Here is an 18,933-nt window from a genome sequence, read left to right on the forward strand (position 1 = left end):
CCCCTTAGCGTCGGAGAGGGGGAGGCAGCAGTCAGCGCCGCATACCTAGCCCAGCCACCCCACCAAGAATTCAATCCCTTCGTCAATTAATTCTTGGTGTCGATGTTCATTTCGCCTGGGTTCCACAGCCCGGAGCGCGTGATTTCTTCCACCGTGATCTCGGCGGTGTCGGGGGATTGGCCGGCGGAGTTGGTGCGCGGCTCGTAGATTTCTATGGAACCCCAGTCGCGGCCCCAGTCGTCGCGGAGGTAACTGGGCAGCTCGTAAGAGTCATTGACGGCCTCCACGGTGCCCATCGGGCCGCCGCCGGTGTAGTTCTGCACCGGGGTGAGGGTGGATTTACCGGGGTAATCGGGGGAGATGCGGTAGCGCGGAATCTCGGTCACACCGACGTAGTGGTTGAAGGTGCGCTGGCAGGGGAATTGCAGTGGCACGGTCCAGTCGAGCAGGCCGGGTTGTTCGGAGCCGATCACGTTGTTCAGGCTGTCCAGGGTGGGCACGCGCGGCGGGGTGATTCCCAGCCATTCGTCCTCATTGAGGTTGATGTCCTCGGCTTTAATGCGCACCACGTTGGCGGCCTCGGGGAGGTCGGCAAGGGGGTAGCGCAGGTTGCGCCAGTTGGGGGTGGGTCCAGCATCGTACATCTCCACGGAGCCGGTATCGCTCACGGAGCCATCGGCTTGGCGAGTGCCGTATTCGAGCACCAGCTTTTGGCCTTCTTGTTCCACGCCGTTGATGTCGTGGTGGTTGATCTTGCCAAAGGCGGAGACCACCACGAGGGGGGCGTCGGCGTCGGGGGCGTCGGGAAGCTCGTACCAGGCGGTCGTGACCTTGGCGGGGAGTTGTTCGTCCTCCTGGTAGGAACCCAAAACGGGTACCACGGTGTAATCGAGGTCAAAGGGCAGCTCGTGGGTGGAGCCGTTGACGCCCTCTTGGGAGGAGCCGCGCGAGCCACCGGAATTGCCGTTGTCCTGGCCGGAATCGGAGGAGCCGTCGACGTTATCGGAGTCCACCTGGTCGGCAATGGTCGCGCCGGGTCCAGAGGTGCTGGAGGCGTCGTCCTCCACGCTGCCGGGTAGGTTATTAGGGCCGAAGCCGCGGTTTTCCCCGGCCTCCAGAGATTCGCTCAGAGAGATGCCATCGGTGGGGGTGAGGAAGGAGGCGTTGGTGTTGGTCTCCACCAGGGCGTCGCTGGCCAGGCCGCAGCTGTTGCCGCCGAAGTTGCGCAGGTTGCCCAGGCCCACGGTGTAGGCTGGGTATTGGCTGGCGAAGGCCTTGCCGAAGCTGAGCAGGGAGAAGGCCAGCACCACCGCGCTGAGTACCGCGATGGGGGCGGCCGCCAGCCCCGCCCAGCGGGAGGAGGCGTTGGCGCGGCGTCGTTGAGCGAGCACGGTATCGAGGGTGCCCAGGGCCTCGGCGCGGGTGCGGCGCATGTCCCCGATGAAGGAGAGCACCACGCCGATCACCAGGATCGCCAGGGCGAGGTAGAGCACCACCGAGGAGGCCTCGATGCCGCGCAGCTGCACGGGCTTATCCCACCACGGAACGTGGAAGCTGGACACGTACCACCAGCCGTTCCATCCGGCCAGAGCGAGGGCGAAGAGCAGCAGGAAGCCGCCGATGGTCATGGCGCGGGCGCGCGCCGAGCGCACCACCATTGCGCTCAGCGCCACGGCGGCCACGGCGGCGAGCGCGGCGGCGGTGCCGGCATTGGCGCCGAAGTGGTGGGTCCACTTGGTAGGCGTGAACATGAGGAAGAAGAAGGTGCCGATCACGATGATGATGAGCCGCGTGGTGGGCCCGGAGGCCGCGCCCGCGATCTTCTTGTTGCGCAGCAGTGCGATGGCCACGATGGCCAGCGAGGCGAAGAACATGAACATGGGGAAGCGGCGGGTAAAGGAGCCGTCCACCGAGGAGGTAGAAAACAGCGATTGATAGCGTGCGAACTCCTCGTGCCAGGGCAGCGCCGGGCCGATCTCCGAGCGCACCCGGGTGGCCTCTAGAACGCTCGCTAGCGTCTGATCCCCAAACATACCCACCAGCACCGCTGTGCCCGTGGCCAGCACCGGAGCCAACATCGCCAGGGCGGCCACTAAGTTGGCGCTTATCGACGCCCTCTCGCCCCCACCGAGCAGCGGCAGGCGCTCGTAGACCAGGCGCAGCAGGGGAGAAAGGGCGGCCAGGAGAGCGGCCACCGCCATCAGACCCGTAGGCCCGGTGGCCAAGGAAAGCGCGGCCAGCAGCACGCCGACGGCACCGGGGAAGATGCGGCGGGTTTCGATGGCACGCTCGAAGGAGGCCCAGGCCAGAATGGAACCCATAGCGATGATGGGCTCCGGGCGTGTGCCGTTGTTATAGGGCAGCCAGAAGGCCAGGAAAATCAGGGCGGCGGTCCACTGGGCCAGGCGGCGGCCACCGACCTTATCACCCAGGCGTGGCAGTAGATAGCGTGAGAGCGTGAACCAGATGATGAGCCCGGAAAGGAGGGCGGGCAGACGCATCCACACCGAGGCGGTGGAGACCTGCGTCATGAGGCCCAGAATGTCGTAATAGGGCCAGCCGAAGGGGGCTTCGGGTACACCGAACCAGCGGTAATAGTTGGCCATGTAGCCGGAATCCTCGGCCAGACGGGCCATCGAGAGGATATAACCGTCGTCGGCGGTATTGGCACCTATGACGTGCCACAGCGCGAGGCTGGAGACCACCAAACCATCGAGCGGGCGGGGTTTCCACCACCCGGCAGGTAAGGGACTGGAGAGGTGGCCCTGGCTGTCCAAGGAGTCCAGGCGACGCAGGCACCACAGAGAGGCCACCAACATGATGAGGCCGAGCACGATCGCGCCTTGTTTGAGGGCGGTGGCCGAGGAAGTGAAGCGAGAGTTGATCTCTACGTGGACGTTGAGCCCGGCGTCGATAAGCTTTGCCGCAGCATTGCCCTCTAGCTCGGTGTAGAGGCCGGTGACCTGCGGGCGCACGTCGTCTTTGGAGGTGGCGTCGGGGGTGGAGGAGTAGCCGGTGCCCTCGACCCAGGCCTTGGTTTCTTCCTCCGTGGAAGCCAGGGAGAGCATGGCCTGGTCGGGGAGGCCGCGGACCTCCTCGGCGCTGAGATCAAAGAAGGCCTCGCCGCGCACGGAGACGTTGAGCGCGCCGTCGTAAGAACGCACGAAGAGCCCGCGGTGGGCTGCATCCGTAGAATCGGCGGGCAAGGTGCCCAGAAGCAACGACTCACCCTCGCGCAGATCCGCGATGGCGGAGACGGGAATCTGCGCCTCCATCTTCTGCGGTGCATACGAGATCAAGGGCGCATTGACCGAGTTCACGTTGCCCTTTTGCGGCCAATCCAGGCTGGATTGCACCTGATTGACCGGAAGGAAGGGAGTGGCCACAAAGAGCAGGAAGCCGAGCAAGCCGGTGACGATGGCCAGATTTTTCAGCCAACCTGGGGCCTGCTGCGTGGGAGCGTGTGGTGGCGCGGGGGACGCTTCGGAGGTAACAGACACAGGCCATTAGTCTACGACACGGCCGGGACCGGCCTCCCCCGAGACTCGCGTGACCACCACGAAGGGGCCGATCTGCGTGAGATCCCACAACTTCTCATCGGCAAAGGAATCGGGATTGAAGAACACACCCTTGAAGCGCACGTTGGGGTGATTGGGATAAATATCTTCCGCCAGGTGGAGCTTGAAGCCGGTTTTGGTCTCCGTGGCGGCATCGCGCTCCGCCTCCAAATCCCCGCGGAAAATGAACACATCTGGGGCGCGCCACGCCGGTTCGTGGAGGGCGGCGTCGAAGGTGGTGGGGTCCGCAAGTTCATCCCAGGAGCGCGTGGCCCAATCCTCGATGGCGGCATTGCGGCGATCAAACTCACCCAAGGGATTGGCATAATGGCTGGTAAAGGCCTGGAATCCGTAATAGGGGTGGAAGCTCATAAAGCGCGTCTCATCGGCCAGCACCACGGTATCGGCGGGATTATGGCCGTGGCGTTGAATCTCCTGGTCGATCTGCGCGTAATACTGGGTGGCGTTGGGGGCAAAGCGATCCGCGCGCTCGCCATAACCATCGGTATCCGAATAGGCGTAGTCGATGTTTTCCTGATTATGGGTGGGAATATCCTGCGCGTACTTCACCCCGGCAAAGGAGAGCACCACCACCAAAGCCACCGTGACGGCCTGCTGGGCACGGGCGGAAAAGCGATCCGGGTATAGGGTGCGCAGCCCCTCGCGGCGAATCCAGGCAAAACCCATCACGCCCGCCGTGGCCAATTGCAGGGCCACCACCATCTCGATGCGGAACCCCAGCAGCGTGACTCCCCCCACGGTGAACACCATCGAGGCCAGGCACCACGCATACTGACACAGCAACACGAGCAGCAGGGCGCCCTCGGCGGGGCGTCGCCAGTGAATCACCAGATACACCAGCCCCACCATGCACAACACTCCCACGATGGAGGCCGCCAGGAAGGGCACCGGGAACTCCGCGCCCTCGCCGGGCAGATAGTGCATGGCCGTGGCCCCCGAACGCTCCCGATTCTGGGCGGTGGCCCACAGATACGGGCCCCAGGTAATCAGGGCGATGAGCACCGAACCCGTGCCCGCCGCCACCAGGTGTGCGATGGGCCGCCAGTTTTTGCTCGCGGCGGCCAGAACCAGGGCCATCACCACCACCGAACCCGCCGCCAGGGCCGTAAACAGCGTGTATATCGTGGCCGAAACACCCAGGAATATGGCCACCCCCGCCGTGGCAAACCACGAACCGCCCAGCGCGCGGCGCGCGATCACCGACACCGCGGGTACACCCAGGGCCACGATGATCGCATAGGGCTCCTGCGGCCCCAATTGCAGCATCAGACAGGTGCTCACCAGAGCAATCGCCGTGGCGGCGGGCAGGGAACCGAGCAGGCGCTGCCACACCGGCACCAGCAGGCAGGCGGCCGCAGAAATCGAAACGAGCGCCCACGGCTGATACACCTCCCACCCCGGCATGCCCAGCAGATTGGCCAGACGGCCGCCCAGCCAGAACCACGTGGGTGGGTAATAGGTGGGCATGTCAATGTAGTTCATGTCCGATAGCGAGGTGGTCTGCGCCATGCGGCTGAGGAACTGCGTGCGAAAAGCCTGATCCACCTGGAGGCCATCAATGTAGAGGCGCGTGGCCGAAAGCGGCATGCCCGTGGTGCTAAACACCAGCGCCGCCGGGGAGAGGTACGCCGCGGTATAGGTGAGCGCGCGGCGCCAGTGCGGAATCGCGCCCCCGCGCATCCACCAGGCCAGCAACACGCCCACCACCACAAGCACCGCCGCACTGCCCGCCGTGGCGAGCGCCCGCGTGACCATCGAGGTGCTAAAAGCAGGCAGCGAAACCTGCTTGGCCAGGAACCAAAACACCAGAGTAAAAACGGCTCCCGCTACGGGGGCCAGCGCCATCGCCGCGAGGGTGCCGCGCCGCCCCAACCGATCTGTAGAACTCATGGGCCTTAGTTTCCCATAGGTGGGTGCGCGCTTTGGGGTGCCACTGCGGGGTGTGGGGAGGGTTTCTCGGGTGAGATGGCACCCCTTGGTGTTGGCGGTGTGCCGGTTACTCCGCGTGGGGGTGGCCCCTAGCACCAAGGGGTGCCACTGGGGAGGTGCGGGGGTCGCCGCCAGGCGCTAACGGCACCCCTTCGAGTGGTGCCCGCCCCGCTTATCGACGCCGCCCCTCCCTCCCCTCCCGCGCCCCAGCACCAAGGGGTGCCAGCACGGGGTTGGTGGGGCGGCCAACCTCTCCAATGGCACCCCTTGGGGTTGGAGAGGCGCCGAGGAGGCGCACAACAAAAAAACAGCCCCCACCACCAGGGCAGGGGCCACAAAGGAATCACAAGCCTAGAAAGGCAGGTGCCGGAAAATCTGCCGCGGAATGAAGTTGAAGGCGGCGGTCACCAGCTGGAAGGCCGGGTGGACAAAGATGATGTCCTTCTTATTCACCACGGCTTCCACGGTGTCCTTGGCTACGTGCTCGGCGGATACGGTCAGGGGGGCCTCCTTCACGCCGGCGGACATCTTGGTGCGCACCTGGCCGGGCCGTACCACCAGCACGTTCACTCCGGAACCGCGCAGGGCCTCGCCCAGTTGGGTGTAGAAGCCGTCCAGGCCGGCCTTGGCGGCGCCGTAGACGAAGTTGGAGCGTCGTACTCGCACCCCGGCCACGGAGGAAAGCGCCACGATGGTGCCGTGGCCCTGCTTTTTCATCTGCTCGCTCAGCAGCACGCCCACGGAGACGGGGCCGGTGTAATTGACCTGTGCAGAGGCCACGGCGGCGGCCTGGTTCTGCCAGAGTTCTTCCTGGTCGCCCAGGGTGCCAAAGGCCACGATGGCTACGTCCACGTCACCGGCGGAGAAGGCCTGGGAAATGACCTCGGGGTGGGTATCAAAGGCGGTGGCGTCGAAGTCGAGCACCTCCACCACGCTGGCACCGGCCTGCTCTAGTTGGGCCACGGCGGCGTCGATACGCGGGCTGTTGGCGCGGGCGGCCAGGGTGACGCGGGCGGGGCCGCGGGAGAGGAACTCGGAGACGATGGCGAGCCCGATTTCCGAGGTGCCGCCGAGGAGAAGGATGTTCTGGGCTTGGCCCACTGCGTTTAACATGTGTGCTCCTTATTAGTGCAGTTCGAGTCGGCGGGACATATCGGAGGCGAATACGCCGGTGGGGTCGATGGCGTTGCGGGTGGCCAGCCACCCCTCCAGGCCGGGGTACATCTGGTGGAAGTTTTCGGCGGAGGTGCGGGATTCCTTGGCCAGGTAGAGGCGGCCACCGAACTCCATGACCTGACGGTCGAGGTCGTCGAGGAGGGCGCCCAGGCCGGGGCGAATGGGGAAGTCCACGCACACGTTCCAACCCGGCATGGGGTAGGAGAGCGGGGCTTTGTTGCCGGGGCCGAAGAGCTTGAACACGTTGAGCGCCGAGTAGTGGCCGGAGGCCTGGATCTGCTTGATGATCTCCTTGAAGGGCTCCACCGCCTCCACCGGAACCACGAACTGATACTGCAAGAAGCCGCGCGAGCCGTAGCCGCGGTTCCACTCCCCGATGAGATCGAGGGGCTGGTAGAACTGCGTGAGGTTTTTCACCTGGTTCCGCGCGGGCGCCCCCATGATGTAGTAAGCCTGGCCCACGGCGGAGAGGGTGAGCTTGTTGAGCGTCCAGGAGGGGAATACATCGGGGACGGTCATCAGCTGCGGGGCGTGGAACTTCAGCGGGTCCTTGGCCAGTTTGGGGGCCAGTTCCTTGAGCTGGTCCAGGGTGGCCAGGGAGCCGCGGGAGATGGTGGCGCGGCCCAGTTTGGGGGCGGGCGAGATGGCGTCGAACCACGCGGAGGAGTAGGTGTAGTTCACCTCGGAGCCATCGGAGTGGAACTCGATGGTCTCTTCGAGGGTGTCGGTGCGGTCGGTATCCGCGATGAAGAAGGCGGTTTCCGTCTTGGTCATGCGGATCACGGCGCGCAGGATAATGCCGGTCAGGCCCATGCCGCCCACGGTGGCCCAGAAGAGTTCGCCGTTGGGATCGTCCGCGCTGCCCTCGGGTTCGAGGTGAAGCACGCGGCCATCGGCCACGAGGAGTTCCATGGACACCACGTGGTTGCCAAAGGAACCGGCGGAGTGGTGATTCTTGCCGTGAATATCCGGGCCGATGGCCCCGCCGATGGTCACCTGGCGAGTGCCGGGCAGCACCGGAACCCACAGGCCATAGGGCAGAGCGGCCTTCATCAGTTGGTCGAGGGTCACACCGGCGTCCACGTCCACCAGGGCGGTGTCGGGGTCGATGGAGTGGATGCGGTTGAGCGCCTGCATGTCAATGACCAGGCCGCCGCCGTTTTGGGCGGGGTCGCCATAGGAGCGGCCCATGCCGCGGGCGATCACGCCGCGGCGGGCGTACTCGGGCTTCGAGGAGTTTTCGTCGGCCACCTGGGCCACGGCCTCGATGATGGTTTCCACGTCCGGGGTGGAGAGCACGTGGGCCGTCGACGGCGCGGTGCGGCCCCACCCGTAGAGGGACTGTTCCTTGGTCTGGAATGCCATGATGTAAGGAATCTTTCCGAAAAGGCGTACTAGATACTGCACCCACCTTAGCGGCACCCCGTGTCCGCACTACCCCGCGGAGGTGCGGATCACAGAGAACTCCTAGAGATCCATCAGTTCCCGAATCCGCCCCGGCAACTCCGCCTGCGAGGTAATCACCGGGCCGTCGTAGGCGCGCAGCTCCTCGTACACCAGCACCCGGCTGGTGGAATCGAGCAGGGGAAGCTCCTGGGCCATGAGGCGAGTCATGAAGTCATCCAGGGGCAGATTGGTGCGCTGAGCAGCCTCGTGTTGCTCCGGTTGACCTTTTCTTCCGAACATGGCTCCCAAGGATAGCTAGGGTGGTGGGCATGACGCAGACGGATTACTACAGCCTGGACGACACCCGCGCCGGGCGCCTCACCCAGGCAGCCTTTGCGGGAATCTGGGAGGCCCTGCCGGATTACGTGTCCTCACCCCTGGCACGCCGCGCCCTCAAGGCCCTGCTGCTCAGCGGCGGCGTGAGCCTGGTGGCCTACCTCAACAGTGTGGACGAGGACCCCAACAACCATCCCAGCGCCCTGCTCAGCGAGGTGGATCTCAGCCCCAAGCAAACCTGGGCGATCCTCGGCGGTGGGCTGCTGGGCGGCGTGCTCACCGCGCGCATGGGGGAGAAGGTGCGCGCCGGGCTCGTGCGCCACTTACGACGCCGCGGCCTCAAGCGCCCCCACACCGCCCTGGGGGTGGCGGCCGCCGTGGTGGTTTTCGGTCTCTCCGAAGCGCAGGCGCGGCGATGATCGCGGTCGTCGATAAGCAATCCGACGCCACGGTGGTGTGGCACGTGCAGACCACCGTGGGGGACACGGCGGTGATGTCCGGGGCGTGGATCGTAGAGGACCCCACCGATCTGCTGGTGGACGCCGTGCAGGTGAGCCCCGGGCCTAAGGCCGTGGAGGAGCTGGCCGAGGCGATCGCCGCCGAGCGTGAGCGGGTGCGCGAGGCCGCCTCCGAGGCGATCAAGGGCCTGCGCCTGGACCCCCTCGTGGTGCCTGACCTGGACGTTCTGGCAGATACCTACCAGGGCGAGCCGATGGCTCAGCGAGCCTGGGTGACGGCCACCGCGCTGGCACAGCTGGTGCAGCAGTGGCACACGCTGGAAACGCAGCGCCGCTCCCGCAAGCACCTCCAAGAAGTTTTTGGGAAGGAGATTCGGCCGCTGCCGCTGATTCACCATGCCCCCTGAGAACCCGGTTACCGTGTTGCTCCAAGCCGTCAGCCTGCACGGCGACGTGGAGGTTTACCGGCACATCGGCATCGACGGTTCCCTGCACCTCAAAGACCTGCACCGCGTGCTGGACACCTGCTTCGGGCTTATCGACGACCCCGCCAGCGCCCGCTCCTGGCACTTCAGCGCGGGTGGGGAGGACGTGGACGCCGGCGACCGCATTTTAAGTGTGATCGACGATCACCTGACTTACCACTGGGGCCTGTGGCAGGTGGACCTGAGCGCCGTGGGAACCTTTCCGCGCGATGCCCACACCCCGTGGGCGCTGTGCGTGGGAGGCTCGGGGAGTTTCCGCCACACCACCTTTGACCTGCCGGCCATTAACACCGCGCTCACCGGGCAGGTAACCATTCGCGCTGTGCTTCAACAGGTGGCCCCGGGAGCGCGTAGCATTATTGAGCGCTCCGAGCTCTTTGACTTCGTGCCGCTCCTCCAGGCCCTTGACCTCGCGGCTGTGCCCTCTTTGGAGCGCTCCGTGGTGGCGGCTTTGGGTGATCTTCCTGTGGAGCAGAGCCCCGTGCAAGTGGACGCCTTTTGGTGCGTGATGCTGGGGCTGGCCTGCTTCTCCGAGGAGACCCTCACCGATGAGGTGGTGACCTCCGCGATGGCGGCCCTGGGGCATGGCTCATTGAGTGGTTCGCAGGTGCGCGCCCTATGCGCGGATTCCCTCGCGGTGTTGGCCTCCGTGGGCGGTTACGGGCCGGAACAATTGCCCCCGGTGGACCGCCTGGAGATCTACCGGGAGGTACTGCGCGGCAACGTCGCGGTTCTGATTCCGGCTCAAGTAGGCTAACCCCTTGTGCGCGACGATCAGTTGAAAAGCCAGGGCATCCGATTCCTGATTAGCGGCGGTATCTCCGCCGTGGTGGACCTGGGCCTGACCTGGATATGCAACGTGGCGCTGGGCTGGACAATCCCGGCCTCACGCACCATCGGCTTCATCTTTGGCACCCTTACGGCCTACATGATTAACCGCCGCTGGACCTTCCGCGCCGAACCCTCCTGGCGGCGCTTTATCGCCGTGATGGCCCTCTACGCCGTGACCTACGGCATCAACGTGGGCGGCCAAACCCTCTGCCAGCGACTTTTCCAAGACTGGGGCTGGAACCACACCCTCGCCCTCCTCGTGGCCTTCGTCCTCTCCCAGGGCACGGCCACGGTGATTAACTTCGTGATGCAGCGGGTGTTTATCTTCCGCGCGCGGTGATGTGTGGGGGTGTTTTTTTTTGGGGGGGGGCTGTGCTTTGGCCCCCAAGGGGTGCCATTGCGGGGTGGATCGGGATGTCGTGGGGCGTAGTGGCACCCCTTAGTGCTGAGGAATACTCAGGAGGGGCGCTGAAATTGCTCTCGACGCCCCAATCGGTGCAACGTCAGCCATTCCTTGAAGCCCGCGGGATCACGTTGTTGTACTAGGAAGAACCAGGCAAAACGCGCATATTCCTGGGGGAGGAGTTTGCGCATACCCGGTTGGCTCATGAGGTAGCCACGATTGCGATAGGTGAAAAAGCGCTTGGACTCGCTGCTGGGGTATTGGGTGTGCATCTTGCCACCGAGAATGGGTTTGAACTCCTCCGAGCCATCGGGGTGGAGATACGCGGTGGTCAAAGCGGTGCCGAAACTCAGACCCGAGCGCATCAACCTGCGGTGGTACTCCACCTCATCGCCACGAATAAAGAGGCGATAGTCCGGTACCCCGATGATTTCCATAGCGCGGGAGGAAATGAGCGCACCATTAAAGAGGCTGGCGATTCCTGGAATGAAATCCCCTTCTAATTCAGCGAGGGTTCGCTTCCACGTCAATCCTTGACGCAGCGGGAAAGCCAGGTGGTCGGGGCTATCTATATTGCAGACCACGGGGGAGACCTCGTGGAGGCGGTGACGTTCGGCGGCGTCGATAAGCGTGGCCAGGACGTGCTGGTCGCGGGGGCGGCCATCGTCGTCGGCGCACCACACGGCCTGGGCACCCAGGGCCAAGGCAGTGAGGAAGCCGTAGGCGAATCCGCCGGCCCCACCTAAGTTTGTGCGGCTGGGAAGGTAGACGCCGCGTTCACCGGCGACTTCTAGGAGGAGTTCCTTGACGGAATCCTCGGCTGCGTTATCAACCACGATGACCCATTCCACGGGCCGGGTCTGCGAGCATACCTGTTCTAGGGAGGCGCGAAGTTGCTCCACCCGTTTGTGGGTAACAATGACGGCGGCAACGGAATCAGACCTGTTCAGCGGCGGAATCATGCCTACATTCTGCCACGCCCCGATGCCACCGCCACACGGGATAATCGCTAAACGGGGAACGTTGCCCGCTGGCGATCTCGATAATATCCTTGACCACCTCCTCCACGTGATGATCCACGCAGGTCGAGGTATAACGCAGTGCGTAGTAGCCCTGGCTTATTGCGTCATTATTTTTCCAGCGGTCTTTTACGAATGCGGCGTGACTATTGTGAAAAGCAGTGCCATCAATATCCACCACGACCTTTTTCTTCCCTTGCACTAGGCCATCCCAGAAGTGGCTGCCTACCTTGACGTTTTGTTTTATTTTCCACCCCTTGATTTTGAGCTTGCGAAAAACCTTGCGCTCCGTTTCGCTATCCGCGCCGATGGAGGCGCGGCCTAGTAGCGCGGTGAGTCCTGTTCGGCAAGCGGTTCCCAGCCTGGCAGTGTCCTTTTCTAGGGCGGCCGGGCCTGTTCTTCGAGCGTAATGCTGTTCCAATACGCGGGTGAGGACATCTTGGGTGCTATCACGCAGGCGGCGGCGAATGGGTTTGAGGGTATTGACGAGATTTCGGGGTGATAATAAAGAAAGATCGCGTACCACTGCGGCGGCACATAGAACTGTGATGCCATGAATCCGTGTAGTGGGGATACATCGACGCCGCGTAATGCGGAGAGATTTGCCGCCCTTATCCGATTTGCCGCGGGGCACTACGGCGTGAAGCGGCAGGGTAACCGGTTGGCCTAGAAAAAGTTGTATGGCCGTGACTCCTGTGAAGGCGAGGTGTGGTTTGAGCAGGGAAAAAGTTTCGCAGAGCTGCATGGGTGTGAGGTGTTGATCGGAGTAGAGGCCGCGCATGATGCGGTGCAAGGTGCCCTCTTTGAGCCTGCGCGCTATGGAGTAGCGGGTTTCTCCTGTGCGTTTTAATTCAGCGGTGGAGGTGACCAAGATGCCACCGATTCCCATTCGAACCATCATTCCCCCTCGTGGTGATTTTTCTCGTTTTGGACGACTCTAGACGAGGGGTGGGGCAAGCGTGTTCGAAAAGATGAAGGGTTGTGGATAACTCTTTGAGCGGGAGGGTGGCTGTGGATAACTTGGTGGCGGGGTGTCGGTGCTTAGGGGTGCCAGTGGGGGCGTCGATAAGCGGGCGGGGTGGTTAGTGGCACCCCTTGGGAGGGGGTGCGGTGAGGAACACCAACGCCGATGCGGTGGCCGCAACCCTTTGGGGTGCCATCACTGAGATAAAGCGCCCCCTAACCCCCGCAATGGCACCCCAAAGCGCCGGTCACCACCCCAAGCCGCCCCCAACACCCCAAGCCACCCTCAACAACCCCCTACCCCTGAAACTCCTTAATCATCTCGCGCATGCGCTTGGCGGCATCGGGCCCTTCGTAGGCCTCCACCACCTCGTCTACCAGCCCGGCCTGGCGGATGGTGCCGTGATCCACCCAGAGGGCGGTGTTGCACAGTTGGGCCAAAAAGTCGTTGGAGTGGGAGGCAAAAACCAGGATGCCGGAACGTTTGACCATCTCTTGGAGTCGCACGCGGGCTTTGGCCATGAAGGCGGCGTCTACGGCTCCGATGCCTTCGTCGAGGAGGAGGATCTCTGGTTCGATGGAGGTGACCACGCCCAGGGCCAGGCGCACGCGCATGCCGGTGGAATAGGTGCGCAGCGGCATATTGAGGTATTCGCCTAGTTCGGAGAACTCGGCAATATCATCCATTTTTTTGCGCATGGAGCGGCGGGTTTGTCCCAGGAAAAGACCGCGGATGATGATGTTTTCGTAGCCGGAGATTTCGGGATCCATGCCCACGCCGAGGTCAAAAACCGGGGCCACGCGCCCGCGCACCACGGCGGAGCCTCGGGTGGGTTCATAAATGCCGGAGAGCAGGCGCAAAAGGGTGGACTTTCCGGCGCCATTGTGGCCCACGAGGCCCACGCGATCGCCCTCGCGCAGGTGTAGGTTGATGTCGCGCAGGGCCTCAACCACTACGGTGTTTTCGGTATTGCGGCCGATGGCTCCGCCCGCGGCCCCCAGGAATGCCTTTTTCATGGAGCGTGATTTGGCATCAAAGATGGGGAAGTCCACGCAGGCGTTGTGGGTATCAATAGAGACCATAATGAACCTTTCTATACCCGGTGCCCTAGACCCAGTAACTCACGCGGAAGCGCCATTGGCGCATGGCCAGCAGAGCCAGGCAGAGCCCTCCGGCGGTAAGACCCAGCACGATCCACCAGTGATAGGCGGGCAGCGGGGCCCCGATCATGGGTGCGCGCACGATTTCGAGGTAGTGGTACAGGGGATTGAGCTGGGCGAGTTGGGCGCGGTGATCGGCGCCGTCGATGTTTTCGCGCAGGGTGGAGGTCATCCACACGATAGGGGTGACGTAGAAGAGCAGTTGGGTGCCGGCGTCGAGAAGCGGGGATACATCGCGGTATCTGGTGGCGATGATGCCGAAGAACATTGCCACCCACACGCCATTGAGAATAAGGAGCGCAAAGGCCGGGATCATCAGCAGTACTTCCCAGCCGAGACTCCGGGGAAAAATCAGCATGAGGATTACCCAGATCACCAGGTTATGAGCCAGGAAAAGGGTCTGTTTCCACACCAGGCGATACACGTGGACGGAAAGCGCGGAGGGGAGTTGTTTAATCAAGCCTTCGTTGTCAATGAAAATATCCGCGCCCTCTTTAATGCAGCCGGAGATGAATCCCCAGATAATCAGGCCCACAGTCACGTGCGGCAAAAACTCCGCCAGCGGAATCTTAAAGAGCACCGAATACAAAAAGCCCAGGGCCAGGGCCATCACGCCGGTGGCTATCGTGATCCACAGGGGGCCGAGCACGGAGCGTCGATAGCGTTGCTTGATGTCCTGCCAGCCTAGTTGCAGCCACAGTTCCCGCTGGCCGAATCCGCGCACCAGGTCAGCCCAGGCGGCCCGGAAGGTCCGGGACTGGGAGGCGGGGGCGGCGTCGCCAGTAGCCTCCGTCATCCGGGCGATGTCTGCTCTGAGGGATTGCATGGTCCTCCAGCCTAATCGAGGGCGGGTGGTGCGGCGGCGATCAGGGCGCTGACGTGCAGATGTAGCAGTTCGCCACGGGTTAGCAATACACTCTGGGGTGATGTAGTGAGAAAGAGGAGGATATGGGCTACGACGTGGCGGGGGTCCGGGGGCTGTACAGCGCGCTCGGTGACGGTTGGACCTACCTCAATGCACACGAACAACCGCAGATCCCCGAGCGGGTGATGGCCGGTGTGGCGCGGGCTTTCCGCACCGCTCCCACGCCGATCCCCGGCGATACCTCAGCCAAACACGGTCACGCCGCCCGCCTTGAGGGTGACCTGCACATTCAGGCCGCGCGGGTGGCGGTGGCCGACCTCGTGGGCGCTACCCCCGAGCGGGTGGTGCTGGGCAGCAGCGTGCAAACCCTCTACCGCAACCTGCTGCGTTGCATGAAGCCCATGTTGCGCCATGGTTCCTCGGTGGTGGCCTCGCGCCTGGACCGCCCGGAGCTTTCCCAGGTGCTTATCGACGCCGTCCCCGATGTCCGCTGGGCACAGCCCGACCTCGCCACGGGTGAACTGCCCGCGTACCAGTACAACAACCTCGTGGATCGCAGCACCAGGCTGGCCACCGTGCCCGCCGCGCACGACCTGCTGGGTGTGGTCACGCCGGTCAAGGAGATCGTGGAGACGGCTCACCAGCTCTCCCGGCTGTGGGTTTTGGTAGATGCCTCGGCCTATGCCCCCTACCGGCTCATTGACGTCAATGAGTGGGATGCGGACATCATCGCCCTCGACCTCGCGGCCCTGGGCGGCCCGCAACTGGGCGCCCTGATATTCCGCGATGAGCGCATGTTGCAGCGCCTCGATCACCCCGAAACCTTGGAGGACCCCATTTCCGCGGGCCTGGCGGGCGGCGTTCCGGCCCTGGTGGACCACTGCGCCTCCCTGGTTGAGGGCGCCACGGGCAATCGCCGCGAGCGCCTGCGCTACAGCATGGACCACCTGGACTATTACCTCAGTGACCTGGGCCGCGACCTCGTTTTCTTCCTCGGTTCCCTGCCCAGCGTGCACATCATTGGTGTTTCCGGCGAGGCCGCGGCCGAGGCCCGAGTGGACCGAGTGCCGCGCATTTCCTTTGCCGTGTGCGATGTTCCGGCCCGGACGGTGTACCAGCGCCTCGTGGATAACGACCTCTATCCCACTCTCACCCCTCACACCCCGCTGCTGGACACGATGGGGCTCTCCGAGATCGGCGGCGCGATCACCGTATCGTTGGCCCCCTTCAACCAGGGCTACGACATTGACCACCTCACCCGCGTGGTGGCTTCCTTGGGCTAGGGGGATGCCGCTGTGCCCCTTGGCGGTGGGGTAGAGTGCTTTGGTGCCGCGATTGCGGCAAGGAGACGTGGCAGAGCGGCCGAATGCACCGGTCTTGAAAACCGGCGGGTGTCACAACCCCAGGGGTTCAAATCCCCTCGTCTCCGCTCTTTTTCGCTTTTTTGGGGTGCCATCTCGGGGGTTGAGGTGCGCCTACCTCGCCCGGTGGCACCCCAAACGCCGGGGCTTATCGACGCCCCGACCCCCGCGGCCCCGCCGGCCTGGCTAGTGCCACCCCTTAGCGCTGTTGCGGCCTCCGCAGCGTTCTACAACCCGAGTTCGCGCCAGGCGGCGAGCACCTGATCCACCTCGTTGTGCGTGGTCACGCTGATGCGCACGCCGTCGGGAAAGGCGCGCACGAGGATATTGCGGCTGGCCAGGGCGTCGGAGATGCGGGTGGGGTACTCGGGATCGTCGGCGGGCGTGGGGAGCCAGACGAAGTTGCCCTCGGAGGGGAGCGTGCCCAGTTCCTGAGCCAGGCGATCGCGCTGCTCCACGATTTCTTCGGTGCGCTCTAGGAGTTCCTCGTGCGCTTCCAGGGAGGCTAGCGCGCCGGCCTGGGCCACGGAGGAGATGGAGAAGGGGATACACACCTTGTTCAGCGCCTCGATGTAGTTGGCGGGGCCGAAGGCGTAGCCCACGCGAGCCCCGGCGAGCCCGTAGGCCTTGGAGAAGGTGCGCAGGGCCACGAGGTTGGGCCAGCGGCCCACCTCCACGGTGCCCTCGGGGGTGTCGGCGGCGCGGTTGAACTCGTAGTAGGCTTCGTCGAGGGCCACGGTGACGTGGGAGGGTACGCGCTCCATGAAGGAATCGAACTCCGCCTGGGTGATGGTGGAGCCGGTGGGGTTATTGGGGTTGCAGAGGAAGATGAGGGTGGTGCGCTCGGTGATCGCCTCGATCATGGCGTCGAGGTCGTGGCGGCCGTGGTCGTCGAGGGGAACCATCACGGGCTTGGCGCCCACCACCAGCGCGAAGATGGGGTAGGCCTCGAAGCTGCGCCAGGGGAAAATCACCTCGTCCTCGGGACCGCTGGTGATCTGCACAAGCTGCTGGCACAGGGCAGAGGAACCGCAGCCCACGGCCACCTGCTCCACGGGGAGGTCGAGGTGCGCGGCCAGGGCGCGGCGCAGGGAATTGACGCCCATGTCCGGGTAGCGGTTCGCCCCGGCGGCGGCCTGGCTCATGGCCTCGGCCACGGAGGGCAGCGGCGGGGTGGAGAGTTCGTTCGAGGAGATCTTGATGGCCTGCTCAAGGTTCTCGCCGGGAATGTACACAGGGATGGAATCGAGGTCGGGGCGAATCATAGCGGTTAGTCTATCTTGGTGCTGGTTTGTCATGACAATGCTCCACCGGGTAGCATTTCAGACGGTTTTGGAGACGTGCCAGAGCGGCCGAATGGGGCTCACTGCTAATGAGTTGTCCTCTTAACGGGGGACCGGAGGTTCAAATCCTCTCGTCTCCGCCACGCGCCCGTGGCTCAACGGATAGAGCATCTGACTACGGATCAGAAGGTTGGGGGTTCGAATCCCTCCGGGCGCACCAGGTTGAAGGCCCTGTTTCTGCTAGGTACTAGGTGGAAACAGGGCTTTTTTGAACTTTCTACGGCGATTCTGGAGTTCCTATGGCCACAGAAAAGACGATCCTCACCCGCTCAAAGCTCGATCCCGCTCGCGCCCCGCAGCTCGCCCACGAATTAGCCGAGGCTCCCATCCAGGAGGTCATCGAGCTGGTGGAGCGCAGCTCCGCCGCCCGCGCCGCCCTCATTTTGCGGTTGCTCTCCCGCAGCCGGGCTATCGACGTCTTTGACGCCCTCGACCCCGCGCAGCAGGCCGATCTCATCGGCGCTCTCCAGAGCAAGGAGACCTACGAGTTCTTCGAGGACATGGACCCCGACGATCGCGTGTCTCTCCTCGACGAGTTGCCCGCCGAGATCGCGGAGCAACTTCTGCGCAATCTCGATAAGACCGAGCGCGACATCACTGGCGTGGTGCTCGGCTACCCGAAGCGCTCGGTGGGGCGTCGTATGTCCCCGGAGGTGCCCACCATCTACGCGGACATGACCGCCGAGCAGGCCCTGGACGAGCTGCGCCGCCAGGCTGATGAGGTAGAGACGATCTACCTCATCCCCATTACCAACCACGATCGCACCCTCGTGGGCGTGTGCACCTTGCGCGAGGTATTCACCGCCGCCCCGGATACGCGCATCGAGCAGATCATGGTGGAGCCGGTGTACGCCAATGCGCACGACGACGCCGAGGAGACCGCCCGCTGGTTCCTCCCCCTGGACTACCTGGCCATTCCCATTGTGGACGATTCCACCCGCCTGGTGGGTATCCTCACCTTCGACGACGCCGCCGACATCGCGGAGGAGGCCGAATCCGAGGACTCCGCCCGCGCTGGTGGCGCCGAACCCCTCCAACAGCCCTATCTTTCCACCCCGCTGCTCAAGCTGGTGCGTTCCCGAGTGGTGTGGCTCCTGGTGCTTGCGGTATCCGCGTTGCTCACCGTGAAGGTTCTTGACACCTTCGAGGCCACGCTCTCGCAGGCAGTGGTGCTCTCCCTCTTCATTCCGCTGCTCACCGGCACCGGCGGCAATACCGGCAACCAGGCCGCCACCACGGTTACCCGTTCCCTGGCGCTCGGTGACGTGCGCAAGCGCGACGTCGCCCAGGTGATGTGGCGGGAACTGCGCGTGGGGCTCATATTGGGGGCGCTGCTGGGCTCTCTCGGTTTTGCGCTGGCCACCGTGGCGTATGGACTCAATATCGGCATGGTCATTGGCCTGACCATGCTGGCGGTGTGCACCATGTCCGCCACCGTGGGCGGGGCCATGCCGATCATCGCCAAGGCCGTGGGCGCCGACCCCGCCGTGTTTTCCAACCCCTTCATCTCCACCTTCTGCGACGCCACCGGCCTCATCGTTTACTTCTGCATCGCCAAGGCCATTCTTGGCCTGTGACCAGGTGATTTGTTGGGGGTGTGGGGGTGGAGTACTGTTCCTGAGCAGAGCAGATAATGCTT

The 18,933-nt window shown here is 64.0% G+C and carries 16 protein-coding genes and 3 tRNA genes; 9 read left to right on the forward strand and 10 right to left on the reverse strand.

The genetic code is table 11. The features are described 5' to 3' along the window. Positions 1-86: 86 nt before the first annotated feature. The 5 genes from Clow_RS00925 to Clow_RS00945 form a co-directional block, all read right to left on the reverse strand. On the reverse strand, positions 87-3,500 hold the full coding sequence (locus Clow_RS00925) for an arabinosyltransferase domain-containing protein (protein WP_082418438.1): 3,414 nt from the start codon (positions 3,498-3,500) through the stop codon (positions 87-89). Between the two features lie 6 nt (positions 3,501-3,506). Next, a complete protein-coding gene (locus Clow_RS00930; protein ID WP_055175037.1) occupies positions 3,507-5,468 on the reverse strand; it encodes a galactan 5-O-arabinofuranosyltransferase in 1,962 nt (653 codons plus the stop codon). A 390-nt stretch (positions 5,469-5,858) separates the two neighbouring features. Continuing rightward, on the reverse strand, positions 5,859-6,620 hold the full coding sequence (gene dprE2, locus Clow_RS00935; protein ID WP_055175040.1) for a decaprenylphospho-beta-D-erythro-pentofuranosid-2-ulose 2-reductase: 762 nt from the start codon (positions 6,618-6,620) through the stop codon (positions 5,859-5,861). A 12-nt stretch (positions 6,621-6,632) separates the two neighbouring features. Beyond that, the gene (dprE1, locus tag Clow_RS00940; RefSeq protein WP_055175043.1) at positions 6,633-8,048 is read right to left on the reverse strand and encodes a decaprenylphosphoryl-beta-D-ribose oxidase; all 1,416 of its coding nucleotides are present in this window, start codon (positions 8,046-8,048) and stop codon (positions 6,633-6,635) included. A 102-nt stretch (positions 8,049-8,150) separates the two neighbouring features. Then, positions 8,151-8,369: a hypothetical protein gene (locus Clow_RS00945; protein ID WP_055175045.1), complete on the reverse strand. Its 219-nt coding sequence runs from the start codon at positions 8,367-8,369 to the stop codon at positions 8,151-8,153. Positions 8,370-8,398: 29 nt separating this feature from the next. Between Clow_RS00945 and Clow_RS00950 the strand changes: the two genes are divergently transcribed. The 4 genes from Clow_RS00950 to Clow_RS00965 are packed head-to-tail and all read left to right on the forward strand — an operon-like array spanning position 8,399 to position 10,519. Continuing rightward, positions 8,399-8,824, forward strand: a complete 426-nt coding sequence (locus Clow_RS00950; protein ID WP_156334513.1) for a hypothetical protein — start codon at positions 8,399-8,401, stop codon at positions 8,822-8,824. Then, positions 8,821-9,270, forward strand: coding sequence for a hypothetical protein (locus Clow_RS00955; protein ID WP_055175049.1), 450 nt, complete (start codon positions 8,821-8,823; stop codon positions 9,268-9,270). The genes Clow_RS00950 and Clow_RS00955 overlap by 4 nt, the downstream gene beginning before the upstream one ends. Next, positions 9,260-10,105, forward strand: coding sequence for a hypothetical protein (locus Clow_RS00960; RefSeq protein ID WP_055175051.1), 846 nt, complete (start codon positions 9,260-9,262; stop codon positions 10,103-10,105). The genes Clow_RS00955 and Clow_RS00960 overlap by 11 nt, the downstream gene beginning before the upstream one ends. 6 nt (positions 10,106-10,111) lie before the next feature. Further along, positions 10,112-10,519 carry a GtrA family protein gene (locus Clow_RS00965; protein ID WP_055175053.1) on the forward strand — a complete coding sequence of 136 codons (408 nt, stop codon included), beginning with the start codon at positions 10,112-10,114 and terminating at the stop codon, positions 10,517-10,519. 116 nt (positions 10,520-10,635) lie between these two features. Here the strand turns inward: Clow_RS00965 and glfT1 are convergent, their stop codons facing one another. The 4 genes from glfT1 to wzm form a co-directional block, all read right to left on the reverse strand. Next, complete coding sequence (gene glfT1, locus Clow_RS00970; protein WP_055175056.1) at positions 10,636-11,544, reverse strand: galactofuranosyltransferase GlfT1; 909 nt, start codon at positions 11,542-11,544, stop codon at positions 10,636-10,638. Continuing rightward, on the reverse strand, positions 11,519-12,502 hold the full coding sequence (locus Clow_RS00975) for a type IV toxin-antitoxin system AbiEi family antitoxin domain-containing protein (protein ID WP_082418440.1): 984 nt from the start codon (positions 12,500-12,502) through the stop codon (positions 11,519-11,521). The genes glfT1 and Clow_RS00975 overlap by 26 nt, the downstream gene beginning before the upstream one ends. 359 nt (positions 12,503-12,861) lie before the next feature. Then, positions 12,862-13,647, reverse strand: a complete 786-nt coding sequence (gene wzt, locus Clow_RS00980; protein ID WP_055175062.1) for a galactan export ABC transporter ATP-binding subunit Wzt/RfbE — start codon at positions 13,645-13,647, stop codon at positions 12,862-12,864. Positions 13,648-13,672: 25 nt separating this feature from the next. Further along, on the reverse strand, positions 13,673-14,551 hold the full coding sequence (wzm, locus tag Clow_RS00985; protein ID WP_055175064.1) for a galactan export ABC transporter permease subunit Wzm/RfbD: 879 nt from the start codon (positions 14,549-14,551) through the stop codon (positions 13,673-13,675). A gap of 122 nt (positions 14,552-14,673) precedes the next feature. On the opposite strand from wzm, the gene Clow_RS00990 reads away from it, so the two are divergent. Continuing rightward, positions 14,674-15,873 (forward strand): aminotransferase class V-fold PLP-dependent enzyme, encoded by a 1,200-nt coding sequence (locus Clow_RS00990; RefSeq protein WP_055175066.1) that lies wholly within the window; start codon positions 14,674-14,676, stop codon positions 15,871-15,873. 61 nt (positions 15,874-15,934) lie between these two features. Next, positions 15,935-16,019: transfer RNA gene (locus Clow_RS00995), tRNA-Ser, on the forward strand. 159 nt (positions 16,020-16,178) lie between these two features. Here the strand turns inward: Clow_RS00995 and Clow_RS01000 are convergent. Then, positions 16,179-17,216: a pyridoxal phosphate-dependent aminotransferase gene (locus Clow_RS01000; RefSeq protein ID WP_055175068.1), complete on the reverse strand. Its 1,038-nt coding sequence runs from the start codon at positions 17,214-17,216 to the stop codon at positions 16,179-16,181. A gap of 69 nt (positions 17,217-17,285) precedes the next feature. Here Clow_RS01000 and Clow_RS01005 point away from each other — a divergent pair. From Clow_RS01005 to mgtE, 3 genes are all read left to right on the forward strand, one after another. After that, positions 17,286-17,377: transfer RNA gene (locus Clow_RS01005), tRNA-Ser, on the forward strand. Between the two features lies 1 nt (position 17,378). Continuing rightward, positions 17,379-17,454 (forward strand) — tRNA-Arg (locus Clow_RS01010). Between the two features lie 79 nt (positions 17,455-17,533). Next, positions 17,534-18,871: a magnesium transporter gene (mgtE, locus tag Clow_RS01015; RefSeq protein ID WP_055175071.1), complete on the forward strand. Its 1,338-nt coding sequence runs from the start codon at positions 17,534-17,536 to the stop codon at positions 18,869-18,871. Positions 18,872-18,933: the final 62 nt, after the last annotated feature.

The sequence above is a fragment of the Corynebacterium lowii genome, assembly GCF_001412085.1.
Taxonomy (GTDB): domain Bacteria; phylum Actinomycetota; class Actinomycetes; order Mycobacteriales; family Mycobacteriaceae; genus Corynebacterium; species Corynebacterium lowii.

Excerpts from the sequence above, each read along its gene's own strand:
- mgtE (WP_055175071.1), top strand. The coding sequence starts at position 17,534 with ATGGCCACAGAAAAGACGATCCTCACCCGCTCAAAGCTCGATCCCGCT.
- Clow_RS00950 (WP_156334513.1), top strand. The coding sequence starts at position 8,399 with ATGACGCAGACGGATTACTACAGCCTGGACGACACCCGCGCCGGGCGC.
- Clow_RS00945 (WP_055175045.1), bottom strand. The coding sequence starts at position 8,369 with ATGTTCGGAAGAAAAGGTCAACCGGAGCAACACGAGGCTGCTCAGCGC.
- Clow_RS00960 (WP_055175051.1), top strand. The coding sequence starts at position 9,260 with ATGCCCCCTGAGAACCCGGTTACCGTGTTGCTCCAAGCCGTCAGCCTG.
- dprE1 (WP_055175043.1), bottom strand. The coding sequence starts at position 8,048 with ATGGCATTCCAGACCAAGGAACAGTCCCTCTACGGGTGGGGCCGCACC.
- wzm (WP_055175064.1), bottom strand. The coding sequence starts at position 14,551 with ATGCAATCCCTCAGAGCAGACATCGCCCGGATGACGGAGGCTACTGGC.
- Clow_RS01000 (WP_055175068.1), bottom strand. The coding sequence starts at position 17,216 with ATGATTCGCCCCGACCTCGATTCCATCCCTGTGTACATTCCCGGCGAG.
- Clow_RS00955 (WP_055175049.1), top strand. The coding sequence starts at position 8,821 with ATGATCGCGGTCGTCGATAAGCAATCCGACGCCACGGTGGTGTGGCAC.
- glfT1 (WP_055175056.1), bottom strand. The coding sequence starts at position 11,544 with ATGATTCCGCCGCTGAACAGGTCTGATTCCGTTGCCGCCGTCATTGTT.
- Clow_RS00990 (WP_055175066.1), top strand. The coding sequence starts at position 14,674 with ATGGGCTACGACGTGGCGGGGGTCCGGGGGCTGTACAGCGCGCTCGGT.
- dprE2 (WP_055175040.1), bottom strand. The coding sequence starts at position 6,620 with ATGTTAAACGCAGTGGGCCAAGCCCAGAACATCCTTCTCCTCGGCGGC.
- Clow_RS00975 (WP_082418440.1), bottom strand. The coding sequence starts at position 12,502 with ATGATGGTTCGAATGGGAATCGGTGGCATCTTGGTCACCTCCACCGCT.
- Clow_RS00930 (WP_055175037.1), bottom strand. The coding sequence starts at position 5,468 with ATGAGTTCTACAGATCGGTTGGGGCGGCGCGGCACCCTCGCGGCGATG.
- wzt (WP_055175062.1), bottom strand. The coding sequence starts at position 13,647 with ATGGTCTCTATTGATACCCACAACGCCTGCGTGGACTTCCCCATCTTT.